Raw genomic sequence first — 14,662 nt, forward strand, 5'->3', positions numbered from 1 at the left:
GTGTCTCCTGTTCACAATATTCAAATCAGTACCTGTTTCCTGTCATTCCGGCGTTGGCCAGTGGTGGTGCATGAGTACGGCAATAGCCGCCGAGGCCAGGCGTGCCGCTGGCGGGTCAGAACGCGATGGCAGCATGATGGGCACCCTGGCACCGACGACAATACCGGCGAGTGTTGCACCGGCCAGGTACTCCAGATCCTTGGCGAGGATGTTGCCGGCATCGAGATCGGGTGCAAGCAGGATGTCCGCCTCACCTGCAACGACACTGACAATGTGCTTGGTATTGGCCGCGTCCCGGGAAATGGCATTATCGAACGCCAGCGGACCATCCACGATGGCGTGCCGGATCTGACCCCGTTCGGCCATCTTGCTCAGGCAGGCGGCATCTATGGTCGAGGGGATGGCAGGTTTCACCACCTCAACCGAGGACAGGGCGGCGACTTTTGGCGTGTCGACACCCAGCAGCCTCGCCAGGTGCACGGCGTTTTGCACAATGTCAGCTTTTTCCATGAGTCCCGGGGTGATATTTATCGCCGCATCGGTAATGAAAAGCAGCTTTCTGTAGGTGGGAAGATCAGCCACAAAAACATGACTGACCCGCTGTCCGCCACGTAGCGTTTTGAGTACCGGGTGCATCAGTGTGTCGGTATGAATCCAGCCCTTGGCGAGGGCGTCGGCTTCACCGCGTGATACCAGCTCAACGCCAAGTGCGGCAGCTTCTTCCTCGCTGCTGACCGGGTGAATATCGCGTTCATCCGGTGGCGGGCATGCGAGTGTCTCGCAAATCTGCCGGATACGCTCAGGCTGGCCGATAAGACTCGGGTCGATCAATCCCTTTTCACGTGCTTCCAGCATGCCTTCCAGGACATGCGATTCACCCGCATCCACAACCGCAGTCCTTAATGGCGGGAAGGCTCTGGCCTTTTCGATAAAGCGTTCCAGTCGTTCCCCGGTCGAGGCGTTCTGCTCAGGCGTGTTCACGGCTGTTATCTCCTTCAAGAACGCGTTTTTCAAGCAGCGTCATGTTCGCATCGAAATCATAACAGTGCGGTGTACCGGTCTTCAGTTCGTAAGCCAGGATCTGCGCCGGCGTCATCTTTTCAATATGCATGATCATGGCGCGCAACGAATTGCCGTGCGCCGACACCAGTACATGCCGGCCCTGTTGCAGGTGCGGAACGATATGTGAATTGAAATAGGGGAGTGTACGTTCCGCCGTCATGGCAAGGCTCTCGCCGTTGGGTGGCGGAACGTCATAACTGCGTCGCCAGATATGTACCTGTTCCTGCCCGAACTGTTCGCGGGCCCTGTCCTTGTTCAGTCCCTGCAGGTCGCCATAATAACGTTCGTTCAGTTTTTCGGAGACGTAGATTTTTAATTCCTTTTTTTCCTCTTCTGTCGGCACGAAGTGCTCGTACCACTCGCTACCTGTCTCGTGCACACGGAGATACTGGTTGCAGTGCCGGTTCAGTTTCAGGATTTCATACAGTGTGTCCTGGGCGCGCAACAGTGCCGAGGTGAATGCCAGGTCAAAATGCTGGTCGGTCAGCCGCGCGGCAGCCTGCTGTGCTTCCTCTGAACCATGCTGGCTGAGCCCGACATCGATCCAGCCGGTAAAGCGGTTTTGCTGGTTCCAGATCGACTGGCCATGGCGTATGAGTGTCAGGCGTCCCACAGGATCTCCAGGCTACTGCCAGCTCCAGTTACGGATTTCCGGCATGTCCTGACCGTGATCGGTAATGTACTGCTTGTGTTCGATCAATTTGTCGCGCATGAGTTGTTTGAGATAGACCCCTTTCGAACCCAGCCCTTCGACCCGGTTGACAACATCCTCGACCAGGTGGAAGCGGTCGAGCTCATTCATTACGGCCATATCGAACGGAGTGGTGGTTGTGCCTTCTTCCTTGTAGCCGCGCACGTGCAGGTTGTGATGATTGGTGCGACGGTACGTCAGGCGGTGAATCAGCCAGGGATAGCCGTGAAATGCGAACACAATCGGTTTGTCGGCGCTGAACAGGGTGTCGAAGTCGGAATCACTGAGGCCGTTCGGGTGTTCTTCTCTGGGTTGCAATGTCATCAGGTCGACGACGTTAACGACACGAATCTTCAGCGCTGGAAGATGTTCGCGCAGCAACTTCACGGCCGCAAGCGTTTCTATCGTCGGTACGTCACCGGCGCAGGCCATGATGACATCGGGGTTACTTTCCGCATCATTGCTGGCCCATTCCCAGATGCCGATGCCGGCATGACAGTGCCGGATTGCGGCATCCATGTTCAGCCACTGTGGTTCGGGCTGCTTGCCGGCAATGATAACGTTGACCAGGTCGCGGCTGTTCAGGCAACGATGGGTAATACACAGGGCGGTATTGGCATCCGGTGGCAGGTAGACACGTACAATGTCGGCCTTTTTGTTCACCACGTGGTCGATAAAGCCAGGATCCTGGTGTGAGAAGCCGTTATGATCCTGCCGCCAGACATGTGAGGTAAGCAGGATGTTCAGAGAAGCAATCGGTCGCCGCCACGGGATTTCCTTGCTGACCTTGAGCCACTTGGCATGCTGGTTGAACATGGAATCCACAATATGGATAAAGGCCTCATAGCAGGAAAACAGACCGTGCCTGCCGGTCAGAAGATAACCTTCCAGCCAGCCCTGGCAGGTATGTTCGGAAAGAATTTCCATCACCCGGCCGTCGGGTGACAGGTGGTCATCATAGTCGTAGGTTTCTGCTTCCCAGGTTCTGTTCGTGACTTCAAGCAGTGCGCCGAGACGATTGGAAACGGTTTCATCCGGTCCCATGACGCGGAAGTTGTTTTGTTCGGCATTCAGCGTCATGACATCGCGCAGGAAGTCGCCCATACGCCGGGTGGCTTCACCGGTCGAGGCGCCGGGCGTCGGTACGTCAAAGGCGTAATCACGGTAGTCCGGTACTTTAAGATCACGTAGCAGCAGTCCGCCATTGGCATGCGGGTTACTGCCCATGCGGCGTTCACCGTGCGGGGACAGGTCGGCCAGTTCCGCGATCAATCGTCCGCTACTGTCAAACAGGGCTTCAGGTCGATAGCTTTTCATCCACTGTTCAAGGATACGGATATGCTCCGGCTTTTCTGCCAGTTGTGCAAAAGGCACCTGGTGGGAACGCCAGTAGTCTTCGAGTTTCAGGCCATCGACTTGTTTCGGGCAGGTCCAGCCCTTGGGTGTGCGCAGGATAATCATCGGCCAGCGTGGACGAGGCATGATGTCGCCGCTACGTGCCTGTTTCTGGATACTGTGGATGTCCTCGATGACCTTGTCGAGTGTGGCAGACATGGCCTGGTGTACTGCATGAGGATCGGATCCTTCAATCAGGTACGGGGTGTACCCGTAGCCACGGAACAGGTCCATCAATTCATCACGACTGATACGCGCCAGGACGGTCGGGTTGGCAATCTTGTAGCCGTTCAGATGCAGGATCGGGAGTACGGCACCATCGCGCTGCGGATCCAGGAATTTATTGGAATGCCAGGCCGTCGCGGCAGGGCCGGTTTCTGCTTCACCATCGCCGACCACGCAGGTAACGATCAGGTCAGGGTTATCAAAGGCCGCTCCGTAGGCATGGCTTAATGAGTAGCCCAGTTCACCCCCTTCATGGATCGAGCCGGGCGTTTCCGGTGCCGTATGGCTGGGAATACCGCCGGGAAACGAGAACTGCTTGAACAGGCGCTTCATGCCGGCTTCGTCCTGCGTAATATTGGGATACAGCTCGCTGTAACTTCCCTCTAGGTAGGTGTTGGCTACCAGTCCCGGTGCTCCGTGACCCGGGCCGGTGACATAAATCATGTTCAGGTCGCGTACACGGATCACCCGGTTGAGGTGGGCGTAGATCATGTTCAGACCGGGCGTGGTGCCCCAGTGCCCCAGCAGACGGGGCTTGATGTGTTCAAGTGACAGGGGCTGTTTGAGCAACGGGTTGTCCAGCAGGTAGATCTGCCCGATGGAAAGATAATTGGCGGCGCGCCACCAGGCATCGATCAGCTCGAGTTCACGGCTGTCGAGTGGTGTGTCCGTTAGCGTAAAATGCGATGCGATCATCCCGGATGTCCCTGTCTGTCTGTAGTGAGTTGCGCTCACTTGTCGCGTCCCGGGAATTCTGCGCGCGTCCGCTACGTCTGGCTGTAACCTGGGTGACAGCCATAGCATAGTTGGCGACCTGTGGTATATTCTGTAATACATAAAAACATTTTTAAAACAGCCCGGAAAAGGAGTGCATGTGATGAGACGTTTATATTTTCTTCTACCCAATGTGGAAGTTGCGCATAAGGTGGTCGATGAATTGCTGCTGGCGCGTGTTGAGGAGCGTCATATTCATGTCATCGCACCGGAAGGGGTGTCGCTGGGAGATCTGCCAGAGGCGTCGCTGCTGCAAAAAAGTGATTTTATTCCCGCTGTGGAACGAGGTGTGGCCCTGGGCGGGGCAACCGGGGTGCTGGCGGGTCTGGCCGCAGTTGCCATGCCAGGTGTCGTGATTGCCGGCGGTGCGTTGCTGGCCATGAGCCTGCTGGGTGCCGGTATGGGTGCCTGGCTGGGTGGTATGATTGGTATGGATGTAGATAATACCCGTGTGAAGGAATTCCAGTCAGCGATTGAAAAAGGCGAGCTGCTGATGATGGTCGATGTGCCAAAAGACCGGGTTAGTGAAATTGAAGAACTGGTCAGGAAACACCATCCTGATGCTGACTTCGAAGGCACCGAGCCGACAATCCCCGCTTTTCCGTAACAGCAGTACGTCCCTGCGACGGCAGGACGATACAGGCCCGGGTGTGCAAGTTCGGCTATCAGTTCCCGGCTTGTAATGACAGCGTTGCAAGTGTATGCCGGGCAATCATCAGTTCTTCATTGGTGGGAATAACACGGGCTTCAACCTGACTCCCGGGTTTATTGATACATGATATGCCACGGGTATTGGCAGCTTCATCGAGTTCCAGCCCTAGCCACTTGCAACCGGCAGCGACGGCGGAACGTATCCTCGGGCTGTGTTCACCGATACCGGCAGTGAATACCAGCCCGTCAATGCCCCCCAGTGCCGCCGCCAGCGAACCGATGGCGCGTACCGTGTGGTGAACAAACAGATCAATTGCAAAGCGGGCTTTTGCTTCATTTGAGTCGAGCAGTGTACTCATGTCGTCGCTGATACCGGATACACCCAGCAGACCCGACTCGAAGTAGAGCAGGTCAGAAATCGCCTGCGATGTCATACCCTGTTGCAGGAGATAAAGTACCACGGCCGGGTCAATACTGCCGCTGCGGGTGCCCATCGGGATACCATCCAGCGGTGTGAAGGTCATTGTGGTGGCGACGCTGTGACGCTGATGCATGGCGCACAGGCTGGCCCCGTGTCCGAGGTGTGCAACAATAACCCTGCCGTCTGCTTTTTCACCCAGGTGATCGGGAAGCACGCTGGCGATATATTCATAAGACAAGCCGTGAAAACCATAGCGCCTTACATTATTCAATGCTTCCCGGTCCGGAAGTGCGAACTGCTGTTCTACTTCTGCGCGCGTGCTGTGGAACGCGGTATCGAAACAGGCAACCTGGGGGAGGTTCGGCTGAAGCTTCTGTAGTGCAGCAATACCTGCCAGGTTGGCTGGTAGATGATTGGGTGCAAGTGGCGTCAGTGTATCCAGGTAGTGGAGTACATCGTTGGTGACAGGGACCGGTTTGTTAAAGCGTGTTCCACCATGCACCATGCGATGGCCAACAGCGGTCAGCGTTGCGTCCCCGGCCTGTTCCGACAACCATGTCATCAGGGTGGACAGCGCCTGCTCGTGGTCTTGAAGGACCACGGGCACCTCACGGGTTCGTCCATTCTCAGAAACCCGGAAACGACTTTCCTGTCCAATGCCACTCATCAGGCCACGACAGCGCTCCTGCAGCGAGCTGCGATCTACGCCGGTAAACAGGGTAAATTTCAGGCTGGAAGACCCACTGTTGATCACCAGCAGGTTGTCGCGGCCGGTCGTCATGCCGGACTAGATGTTGTACATCGGGTGCCCGGTACTCATATGCATCCAGTACACCGTATCGAACATAAGCCACTGGACGAAGATAAAACCGACAATGGCCAACAGCGCCATGATGATGGCAGCGAGTACAGCATCACCAAAACGCTCGACCTCGAATCCCGGCACGATGGCGGCAGTGAGTTTCAGCATCACTGCGTTGATCAGGAGGGCAAACAGGCCGAATGTGAATACCGTAAGCGGTAACGTGAGAAACCAGAGGATTGGCCGGATCACCGCGTTGAAAATGCCCAGTACCAGGGCCGCCAGTAGCAGGCTGCCGGCCGAATCTGCCTTTACGCCACCCACCATGAGTGTTACCAGCCAGAGTCCCAGCGCGGTTATCAGCCATATCACCAGAAACCCGACTAACATTTTTCCTGCTCCTGTGAATTTCGGTGCATTTTGCCTGCTCCTTTCTGGTGGGGCTGTAACCTGGGTGACAACGCCACAGGATGATCGGTGGTAGATTGAGTGTCGACGCCGGATCATGATAAATGATTACACGGGGTCCATGCTACAAGTATCCCGCCGCACAGTATTCGCGGCATGACAGCAGTTCCGTGAAACCGGGGAATACACCTATGAGTGATACAGACAAACCGACAGCTGCTGAAGGCAAGCCACCACGCCTGGTGCTGGCGTGTGGCATATTCAACGATGAAGCTTCTGCGAGGCGTGTGGTGGAAAAGCTTATCGAGGATGATTTTCCCATGGACCAGTTGTCGCTGCTGCACCGCTCCGGCGGTGAGGGCGACGATATGCTTGGCCTCGCCTTTACCAATACCGAAGAACGCGTGAAAGTGTGGGGTGAGCACGGCGCAGCCTGGGGTGCGCTGTGGGGCCTGCTTGCCGGTGCGACGGGCCTGTTTATGCTGCCAGGCATTGGGCCACTGCTTGCAGCGGGACCGGTTGTCGAGGCACTGGGTGGTGCAATTGCCGGGGCGGCTTTGACCGGTGGTGCCATGGCCGGTGCTGCGGCCCTGACACAGTTGGCCAGCGCCTTGCACCGCATGGGCGTGCCGGATGCGGATATCGAAATGATCCACGATGCTATTCAGCAAGGACGATACGCCGTCATTTTGCACTGCACGCCCGACCAGGCCGAGCACTGTGCCATGCGTCTTGGCTGGGCGGGTGCAGATCCGGTCGTTACCATGCCGATAGCACATTAAAGGAGTATCAATGAAAATCTTGTTTCATGGTGCCGACCGGGGCGTAACCGGTTCCTGCCACATGGTCGAATGTGCCGGAAAACGCATTCTGATTGATTGTGGACTGTACCAGGGCGGACATGAGCTGGTGGAGGAGAATTCCGCGCCTTTCGGGTTTGATCCCGCAGATATCGACTATCTGCTCCTGACCCATGCCCATCTTGATCATTGCGGACGAATACCGCTGTTGGTTAAACAGGGTTTTAACGGCGAGATCATCACTACCCCGGCATCGGCCGAACTGGCGCGTCTGGTGATGCTGGATTCTGCCGGTCTTCAGGAAGAGGAAGCACGTTACCAGTTACGCAAGGCGCGCCGTCATGGTGGCAACCATGGCAGGAATGTAGAGCCACTCTATACCACGCTCGATGCGCTCAACAGCCTCGAATATTTTGGCAGGCATGCAGCGTATAACGAAGCCCTGCGACTCGACGGTGGTATCGATGCAACTTTTATCGATGCCGGACATATCCTGGGGTCCGCCAGTATCGTGCTGGATCTCGAAGAGGAAGGGCGCAAGCATCGTGTACTGTTTTCAGGAGATCTTGGTTACAGTGGCAGGGCAGTACTGCGTGACCCGGTCAGTCCGCAACAGCCTGTCGATACCGTGATCATGGAAACAACCTACGGGGACCGCCTGCACAAACAACTCGAGCCATCCATCCATGAGTTGTACGCCGTGATAAACGAAACTGTCCGGCGTGGCGGCAATATTATAATCCCAACGTTCGCGCTGGAGCGCGCCCAGGAAATACTGTATTACCTGCGAGAGGGTGTGAAGGATGGACACATCGAACACTTTACCAATGTCTTTCTCGATTCGCCCATGGCCATATCCGCCACACAGATCTTCCGGCGGCACCCGGAATGTTTCAACAAGGAGACACTGAAAATCTTCGACGGAGGTACAGACCCCTTTGACCTGCCCGGGCTGCACTTTACCCGTGAGACGGCGGAATCCATGGCGATAAACCAGATCGACGGTGGTGCGGTGATTATGGCGGGTTCAGGTATGTGCACCGGTGGGCGCGTTCGTCACCACCTCAAGCACAATCTGTGGCGGCAGCAGAACAGTATTGTCTTTGTCGGCTATGCCGCACAGGGCACGCTGGCACGCCGTATAATTGATGGCGCTGAATCGGTGCGTATATTTGGTGAGGAGATTCCGGTGAAGGCCAGCATCCACACCATTGGTGGATTCTCCGCGCACGCCGATCAGGCAGAATTACTGGCCTGGCAACAGCGAACCGGAAATCCGGCAACAACCTTTCTGGTTCACGGTGAAGAAGACGCTATGAAGGCATTTTCCCGCAAGTTAAGTCATACAAAGGTAGAGATGCCAGAACTGCACCAGCGTTATGATCTTTGATTCAGCGATTGCGCAGGATACGGTAGGCCTGGATTTTTACTGCGTCGTTGATGACAAACCAGAGCAGGGCGTAGGCCCAGATACCCAGTGCGTATTCCCAGCCAATTGGCGTGACGAATATCCCGTATACCGCGATCAGTGTGCCGAGGATTTCAGTGCCAAAGGTGGCACCGAACAACAGGCCTGACGGGTAGGGGCGTTTCCAGAACCAGTCATCGATACGCGTGACATACAGCGTGCTGTGACCGGCAATGATCAGCTTCAGGAACAGCAGTGTTTGAATCAGTTCCTCGGGCAGGCCGTTTTTTTGAAGGATATAAAACAGCAGGAAAGACGATATAACGCCTGTTACGCCCAGTGCACTGGAAACTGTCAACAGTTCGCTCATATTCCAGCGCACCGGCTTTCTGTCCACGCGGGTGTTGTCGTAGGCAATAGCGAGTATCGGAATATCGTTGAGTAGTGCCAGCAGAATGATCATCAACGCCGTGATCGGGTAGAAATTAAACACCACAATTGACAGCGTCATGAACAGGATGATGCGTATCGTTTCCGCAATGCGGAACGTTGCATAACTTTTCATCCGCTCAAAGGTGATGCGTGCCTGCTTGGTGGCTTCGTTAATGACGGACAGGCCGGGTGCGGTCAGGATAATATCAGCCGCTGCGCGTGCGGCATCGGTGGCGTTGGCCACGGCAAAGCCGCAGTCGGCTTTTTTCAGTGCCGGGGCGTCATTGACGCCATCGCCGGTCATGGCGACCAGGTGACCGCCTTTTTGCAGCGTATCGACAATGCGGTACTTGTCTTCCGGTACGACTTCGGCGAACAGGTCGACATCCTCGATCATGTCGATGATGGCCGATTCGTGGGTGTAGATGAACTCGCGTTCCAGCAGGCGCGTGTCGTAAAGTTGTTCGAGTGTCTCCATGACTTCATCAGCAAAATGCCGGGCTTCCGATTGCGAAACATCACCTTTGAGGCGCGAGTAGATGGCCGCAGACAGGGCCGATGTCAGCGTCAGCAGTTCCTGGCTTCCGCTACCGGTCAACTGTTTTGAACGGATGGTTTCGCCTTCCAGCCCCAGCAGTCGGCCGACTTCGCGGGCAATGGCAATGTGGTCGCCGGTGACCATTTTGACGCGTACACCGTAGTCGCGCATGTCCGCAATGACCTGGGCGGATTCCGGGCGGGGTGGGTCGTAGAGGGGGATCAGGCCAATCAGTTGCAGTGGCTGGTCAGCCGGTTTCCGGCCCACCGCCAGCGTGCGATATCCCTTGCTGGCAAGCTGGTCGACCAGTGTGTTGACAATGGCGGCTTCTTCATCCGGTAGTTCCGCCATCTCCGCCAGCACCTGGGCAGCGCCTTTTACGGCGGTGAACGTTTCACTGTCCGTTTCGATTGTTGCTTCGGTTCGCTTGCGTACCGGGTCAAAGGGGATGAAGTGAGTTTGACGATAGGGCGCCAGATCCATGTCCGGCAGCTTTTCATCGATATAGTGGAATATCGGTAATTCAATCGGGTCGTTGTTTTCCAGGCGCGAGGCAAGTGCCGCGACCAGGAACAGCTCGGGGATGTCATGTCCATCAAGTACTACCGGTTCCGCGACCTGCATACGGTTCTCGGTCAGCGTACCGGTCTTGTCGCTGCAGAACACATCGACACCGGCCAGCTCCTCGATGGCGGTGAGTTTTGATACTACCGCCTGGCGGCGAGCGAGATTCATGGCGCCGACCGCCATAGTGACTGAAAGCACTGCAGGCAGGGCGACAGGAATTGCTGCAACCGTCAGTACCAGTGCGAAACGGATTATCTCGATCAGCTCGTCGCCCCTGAACAGCGATACCAGTATGATCAGCAGCACCAGTGCAACGGTGATCAGGATGAGGAAATTACCAATCTGGATAACCATTTTCTGGAAATGGCTGCGTTCTTCCAGTTGGGCCCGGGCGACCAGCGAAACCACGCTGGAGAAGCGCGTGTTCATGCCGGTATTGATGACCACAGCCAGCATTTCACCCTGCTTGACGATGGTATTCGCATAGGCGACTTCATTGATCTTTCGGCTGACCGGCAATGACTCACCGGTCAGCGCAGACTGGTCGATAAGCAGGTAGTCGCCGGAAACCAGCTGGACATCCGCAGGTACGATATCGCCGATACGCAGTCGCACCAGGTCACCGGGCACCAGATCCCGGGCCGGTATGACCTTCGTTATCCCGTTGCGCATCACGGTAACCTGGCGCGCCATTCTTGCTTTTAGCGCTTTCAGGGCATTCAGTGCGCGATGTTCCTGGAAAAAATCGAGGCCTGCATTGACCAGCAACATGACCAGGATGATCACGAAGTCTTCCCACTTGCCTGCCAGCGCAGACAGCACAGCTGCGGCCTCGATCATCCACGGGATGGGAGCCCAGAAACGCCGGAAAATCCGGTGCCAGAGCGGTTCTTCGCGTTCTTCTATTTCGTTGGGGCCGTATTTCTCGAGACGCTGCTTTACTTCGGCATCGGTCAGTCCGGCGGCCGGATCGACATCCAGCGCCTTCAGGGTCTCGGCGACGCTTTGTTGTGCGTAAGTATCAGTGTCCTGGGTCATGTTCGAATCCTGGGTTGAAAGTACGGGATACGGGATTCTGCAAGACTAGCGTGATTTTCTTCCCTGGCCTGCAACCCAGGTGACAGGCCGGCCCTGTCAGTTGCTTACAGCTTCCACTCGAACATGAGGGTGCCAAAGGCATTATCGGCATCCTCTGCGGCATCGATACTGGCGGTTTCCACCGTATCGGTAGTGAAGGTCCAGTCCATGTGCGCACCCCAGCGTGGCGTTTCATAGTGAAAGCCGATGTTGAGCATAAACACGTAGGGCTCCTTGTCGATGCTGTGGCTGTTCTGGAAAACGTTACCGTCCAGTAAAAGATTATGTGCAATGGCTATGGCCGAAGCGGTAATAGAAGTATACAGGGATGGTTCAGATGGCAATGCCGGTGACAAGGTGGCGTCATAAATCATGCTGTGCCCGATTGGATCCGGGTAGTAGGTGAAGCCTCCGGGTATGTTCCGGCCAATGCGGGTTTCCAGGCGCACGGCTGCCAGCGTAAACAGGGTGCCCAGTGCGGCGTGCCCATCGATCGTGGCATCCCACTTCAGGCCTGAAGGACCGCCGCCGCGGTAAAACTTCTTCTTGCGCATGTAATTCACGTTGAGTACAGGCTCGCTGTTCAGCTGGTTGTTCCAGCCTTCCGCTTCATTCACACCCAGCAGTCTGTGAACAAAATTCTGCGAAGGTTCGCCCAGTGCGGCAGGGCCAACGACGCCCAGCGTTAATTCGATGCCGTGAAATGTTTCATCGTTGTAGGTGATCCAGGTGCTTTGCACGGCAATGATGGCGGCGTAAGGTACATCATCCTTGATGAGTTTCGACTCGCTGAGCCTGGCCGGTGTCTGAATGATTTGCCCGATCGACAGGTTGAAACGTTTGTACAAGTTGTCATTCTGCAGGCCTGGCAGTCGTCCACCGAGCCTGGCCAGTTGTTGTGCCGGCGATTCAAGCCGTGCCCAGTCATCGCCTGTCGCCGAGTGATACTGGAAACTCCAGCCGCTGGAAAACTGGTTATCCGACCCGACAAACAGGTCATTATCAAACTCGAGCCGGTACTTGGCGGCTTCTCTCAGGTGGAGGTTGGCGTTACCGGTTGGCGCCGCCTGAGCCGATTCCTGGCAAGCGGACAGGATTATCAGTATCAGGAGCGAAAACAGCGGGGTTGGGTAGCTCATTATCCAGGTATTCCTGCCAGGTTTTGCCGTGCACATGTAACCCAGGTGACAGCAAAAATAACGTTGATAGTCTAGGCTTTGTATCAGTTTAACACATGCGCTCAGGAGTGCTCACATGTTCGAAATCATACCGGTTAACGAAGAAAATATTCTTGCATTCAAGGCCAGTGGGAAGCTGACTGACAAGGACTACAAGACCTTTTTGCCGAAACTGGAAGCGCTGATACGTGAGTATGGCGTTATTTCCCTCTATGTCGAGCTGGAGGATTTCCAGGGCTGGGAACCCGGTGCGGCATGGGACGACTTGCGTTTCGGTCTTCAGCACGACAAGGATTTCAAGCGTATTGCCATTGTCGGGGATAACGCTCTCGAGCACCTGGGTGTGGGGCTTGCAAACTTTTTTACCCATACCGAGATGCGTTTCTTTGACAAGTCCGAGGCTGACAAGGCCTGGGACTGGCTGAGAGAGAAGCCCGAGCAGAAGGACAGGGTCAGGCCAGTGACGCCCTACCGGAATATTCTGCTGGCGACCGACTTTTCTGTCTGGTCAGAGCGTGCAGCGCACCGGGCACGGGAATTATGTACACAATATGACGCGAAGCTGCATGTACTGCACATAGTAGAGCCATTGGTGTTTTATTACGACGACTATGATCCGATACTTGCCAGTATGCCGCTGAACGACGAGACGCAGATTGTGCAGGCCGAAGACAGTATGAAGAAGTTTGCCGAGCGTACGCAACTGGGCAAGGATACCGACCTTGAGGTGCAGTGGGGCACACCAAAGTGGTCTATTGTTTCCTGGGCGCGTGAAAAAGCTGTTGACCTGATCATCGTCGGTTCACACGGACGGCATGGTATAGAGCGCCTGCTGGGCTCGGTCAGCAGTGGTGTGCTGCACCAGGCGCATTGTGATGTGCTGGTCGTGAAACCCTGATATCAGTCTTCATCAGGACGAAGGATACAGCGGCGCTGGCTGAACAGCAGCTCTGCGGCGATAATTGCAAGGTACATTATACCGATCCAGTACAGGCTCTCGCGGCTGGTTTCCCACAGGTAGAATACCAGTGCCAGCCATGAGGCCAGAGACAAAAGCAGGCCTGCCAGCGGCAACAGGGCATTGCCACCGGTTTTATCCCGCAACAGGCAGGCCGACAGGTTGATCAGGGCGAAGATCAGCAGGAACGTAGAGCTGGCAAATGATGAAATGATCGTCAGGTTGGCGGTGTTCACGAACACCAGTGTCACCAGGGTAATGGCGATCAGGCTGAACCAGGGGATATTGTTCTGCCGGCGCCGAAAGCCAAAGGCCGACGGCAGGGCTTTTTGTGTCGCCATGATCATACCCAGCCGAGCGGTGCCGAACAGGGTGGCATTGATGGCAGAGGCGGTAGAAAACAGTGCTGCAAGCCCGATCAGCTGAAAGCCGGCCTCGCCCAGGAAAGGTTTGGCTGCCACGGCCAGTGCATATTCCTTGTAACGTGTTATTTCATCCGGCAACAGGTTTCCTGTTGCCACAATCGAGACCAGAACATAAATGGCGATGGTAACGGCAATCGACCACATGATGGCACGCGTCAGGTTTCGCTGCGGGTCTTCCATTTCGTTAATGGCATTGGGAATCAGTTCGAAGCCTTCGTAGGCTACAAAGATCAGTGCTGCCCCCATCACAACACCACCGTACCCCTGGTTGAAAACCGGCAGCAGGTGGTCGGACCTGACATAGAACAGGCCTATCACGGCAAACAGCCCGAGGATAATGACCTTGATGGTTACAATCACCAGTTCACTGGTGCCGCTTGCCTTGATGCCGTACAGGTTTACACCAAGAAAGCTCAACAGAATAAGCGTTTCCAGGAAATGATGCACAGCCGGGTTTGCCCCGTCGGCGCCCAGCATGGCACTGCCATAGACGCCGAAGGTAAAAGCATACAACGACAGGGTGCCGACATAGCCAACGAGCAGTAGCCAGCCACCAATCGCTGCAACATTCTGGTTACTGAAGGCGTGTTCGATAAACGTGAAGCTGCCACCACTGGACTGGTAGACCAGTCCCAGCCGGGCGTAGGACAGGCCGGTCAGCAGGGCGATACAGCCGCCCAGTGCAAAAGCAATCGGTGCCGCGTGGCCGGCCTGTGCAATGGCCAGACCGAGCACGGAGAAGATCCCGCCGCCCACCATGCCGCCTATACCCATGGCGATAACTTCTTTCAGGGTGAGCTTGCTGTCCCCGTTTCCGGATTGTCCGTTTGCCATGTGCAGGCCCTGGTGA

The 14,662-nt window shown here is 55.9% G+C and carries 12 protein-coding genes; 4 read left to right on the top strand and 8 right to left on the bottom strand.

Annotation, left to right across the window (positions count from 1 at the left end):
- Positions 1-42 precede the first annotated feature (42 nt).
- From DFR30_RS04840 to DFR30_RS04850, 3 genes are read right to left on the bottom strand one after another with little or no spacing between them, the layout of a single operon-like run.
- Positions 43-981: a bifunctional enoyl-CoA hydratase/phosphate acetyltransferase gene (locus DFR30_RS04840; RefSeq protein ID WP_132971592.1), complete on the bottom strand. Its 939-nt coding sequence runs from the start codon at positions 979-981 to the stop codon at positions 43-45.
- Entirely contained in the window at positions 968-1,675 is a 708-nt protein-coding gene (locus tag DFR30_RS04845; RefSeq protein WP_132971593.1) for a 2,3-bisphosphoglycerate-dependent phosphoglycerate mutase, read from the bottom strand. Before DFR30_RS04845 ends, DFR30_RS04840 begins: the two co-directional genes overlap by 14 nt.
- A 12-nt stretch (positions 1,676-1,687) precedes the next feature.
- Positions 1,688-4,069 (bottom strand): phosphoketolase family protein, encoded by a 2,382-nt coding sequence (locus tag DFR30_RS04850; protein WP_132971594.1) that lies wholly within the window; start codon positions 4,067-4,069, stop codon positions 1,688-1,690.
- A 181-nt stretch (positions 4,070-4,250) separates the two neighbouring features.
- Here DFR30_RS04850 and DFR30_RS04855 point away from each other — a divergent pair, with 181 nt between their 5' ends.
- Entirely contained in the window at positions 4,251-4,754 is a 504-nt protein-coding gene (locus DFR30_RS04855; protein WP_132971595.1) for a DUF1269 domain-containing protein, read from the top strand.
- Between the two features lie 58 nt (positions 4,755-4,812).
- On the opposite strand, the gene DFR30_RS04860 is transcribed toward DFR30_RS04855, so the two are convergent.
- Both DFR30_RS04860 and DFR30_RS04865 read right to left on the bottom strand, forming a co-directional pair.
- Positions 4,813-6,000, bottom strand: coding sequence for an acetate/propionate family kinase (locus tag DFR30_RS04860; protein WP_132971596.1), 1,188 nt, complete (start codon positions 5,998-6,000; stop codon positions 4,813-4,815).
- 6 nt (positions 6,001-6,006) lie between these two features.
- Positions 6,007-6,411, bottom strand: coding sequence for a phage holin family protein (locus DFR30_RS04865; RefSeq protein ID WP_165869094.1), 405 nt, complete (start codon positions 6,409-6,411; stop codon positions 6,007-6,009).
- A 209-nt stretch (positions 6,412-6,620) separates the two neighbouring features.
- On the opposite strand from DFR30_RS04865, the gene DFR30_RS04870 reads away from it, so the two are divergent.
- Both DFR30_RS04870 and DFR30_RS04875 read left to right on the top strand, forming a co-directional pair.
- Complete coding sequence (locus tag DFR30_RS04870; protein ID WP_132971598.1) at positions 6,621-7,211, top strand: hypothetical protein; 591 nt, start codon at positions 6,621-6,623, stop codon at positions 7,209-7,211.
- Positions 7,212-7,221: 10 nt separating this feature from the next.
- Positions 7,222-8,619: an MBL fold metallo-hydrolase RNA specificity domain-containing protein gene (locus DFR30_RS04875; protein WP_132971599.1), complete on the top strand. Its 1,398-nt coding sequence runs from the start codon at positions 7,222-7,224 to the stop codon at positions 8,617-8,619.
- A gap of 1 nt (position 8,620) precedes the next feature.
- Here DFR30_RS04875 and DFR30_RS04880 read toward each other — a convergent pair whose 3' ends face one another.
- Complete coding sequence (locus tag DFR30_RS04880; RefSeq protein ID WP_132971600.1) at positions 8,621-11,212, bottom strand: plasma-membrane proton-efflux P-type ATPase; 2,592 nt, start codon at positions 11,210-11,212, stop codon at positions 8,621-8,623.
- A gap of 104 nt (positions 11,213-11,316) precedes the next feature.
- Complete coding sequence (locus DFR30_RS04885; RefSeq protein WP_165869095.1) at positions 11,317-12,390, bottom strand: lipid A deacylase LpxR family protein; 1,074 nt, start codon at positions 12,388-12,390, stop codon at positions 11,317-11,319.
- A gap of 115 nt (positions 12,391-12,505) precedes the next feature.
- On the opposite strand from DFR30_RS04885, the gene DFR30_RS14530 reads away from it, so the two are divergent.
- The gene (locus tag DFR30_RS14530) at positions 12,506-13,327 is read left to right on the top strand and encodes a universal stress protein (RefSeq protein WP_165869096.1); all 822 of its coding nucleotides are present in this window, start codon (positions 12,506-12,508) and stop codon (positions 13,325-13,327) included.
- 2 nt (positions 13,328-13,329) lie between these two features.
- Here the strand turns inward: DFR30_RS14530 and DFR30_RS04895 are convergent, their stop codons facing one another.
- Positions 13,330-14,646, bottom strand: a complete 1,317-nt coding sequence (locus DFR30_RS04895; protein WP_132971602.1) for an APC family permease — start codon at positions 14,644-14,646, stop codon at positions 13,330-13,332.
- Positions 14,647-14,662 lie beyond the last annotated feature (16 nt).

The organism is Thiogranum longum (assembly GCF_004339085.1).
Taxonomy (GTDB): Bacteria; Pseudomonadota; Gammaproteobacteria; order DSM-19610; family DSM-19610; genus Thiogranum; species Thiogranum longum.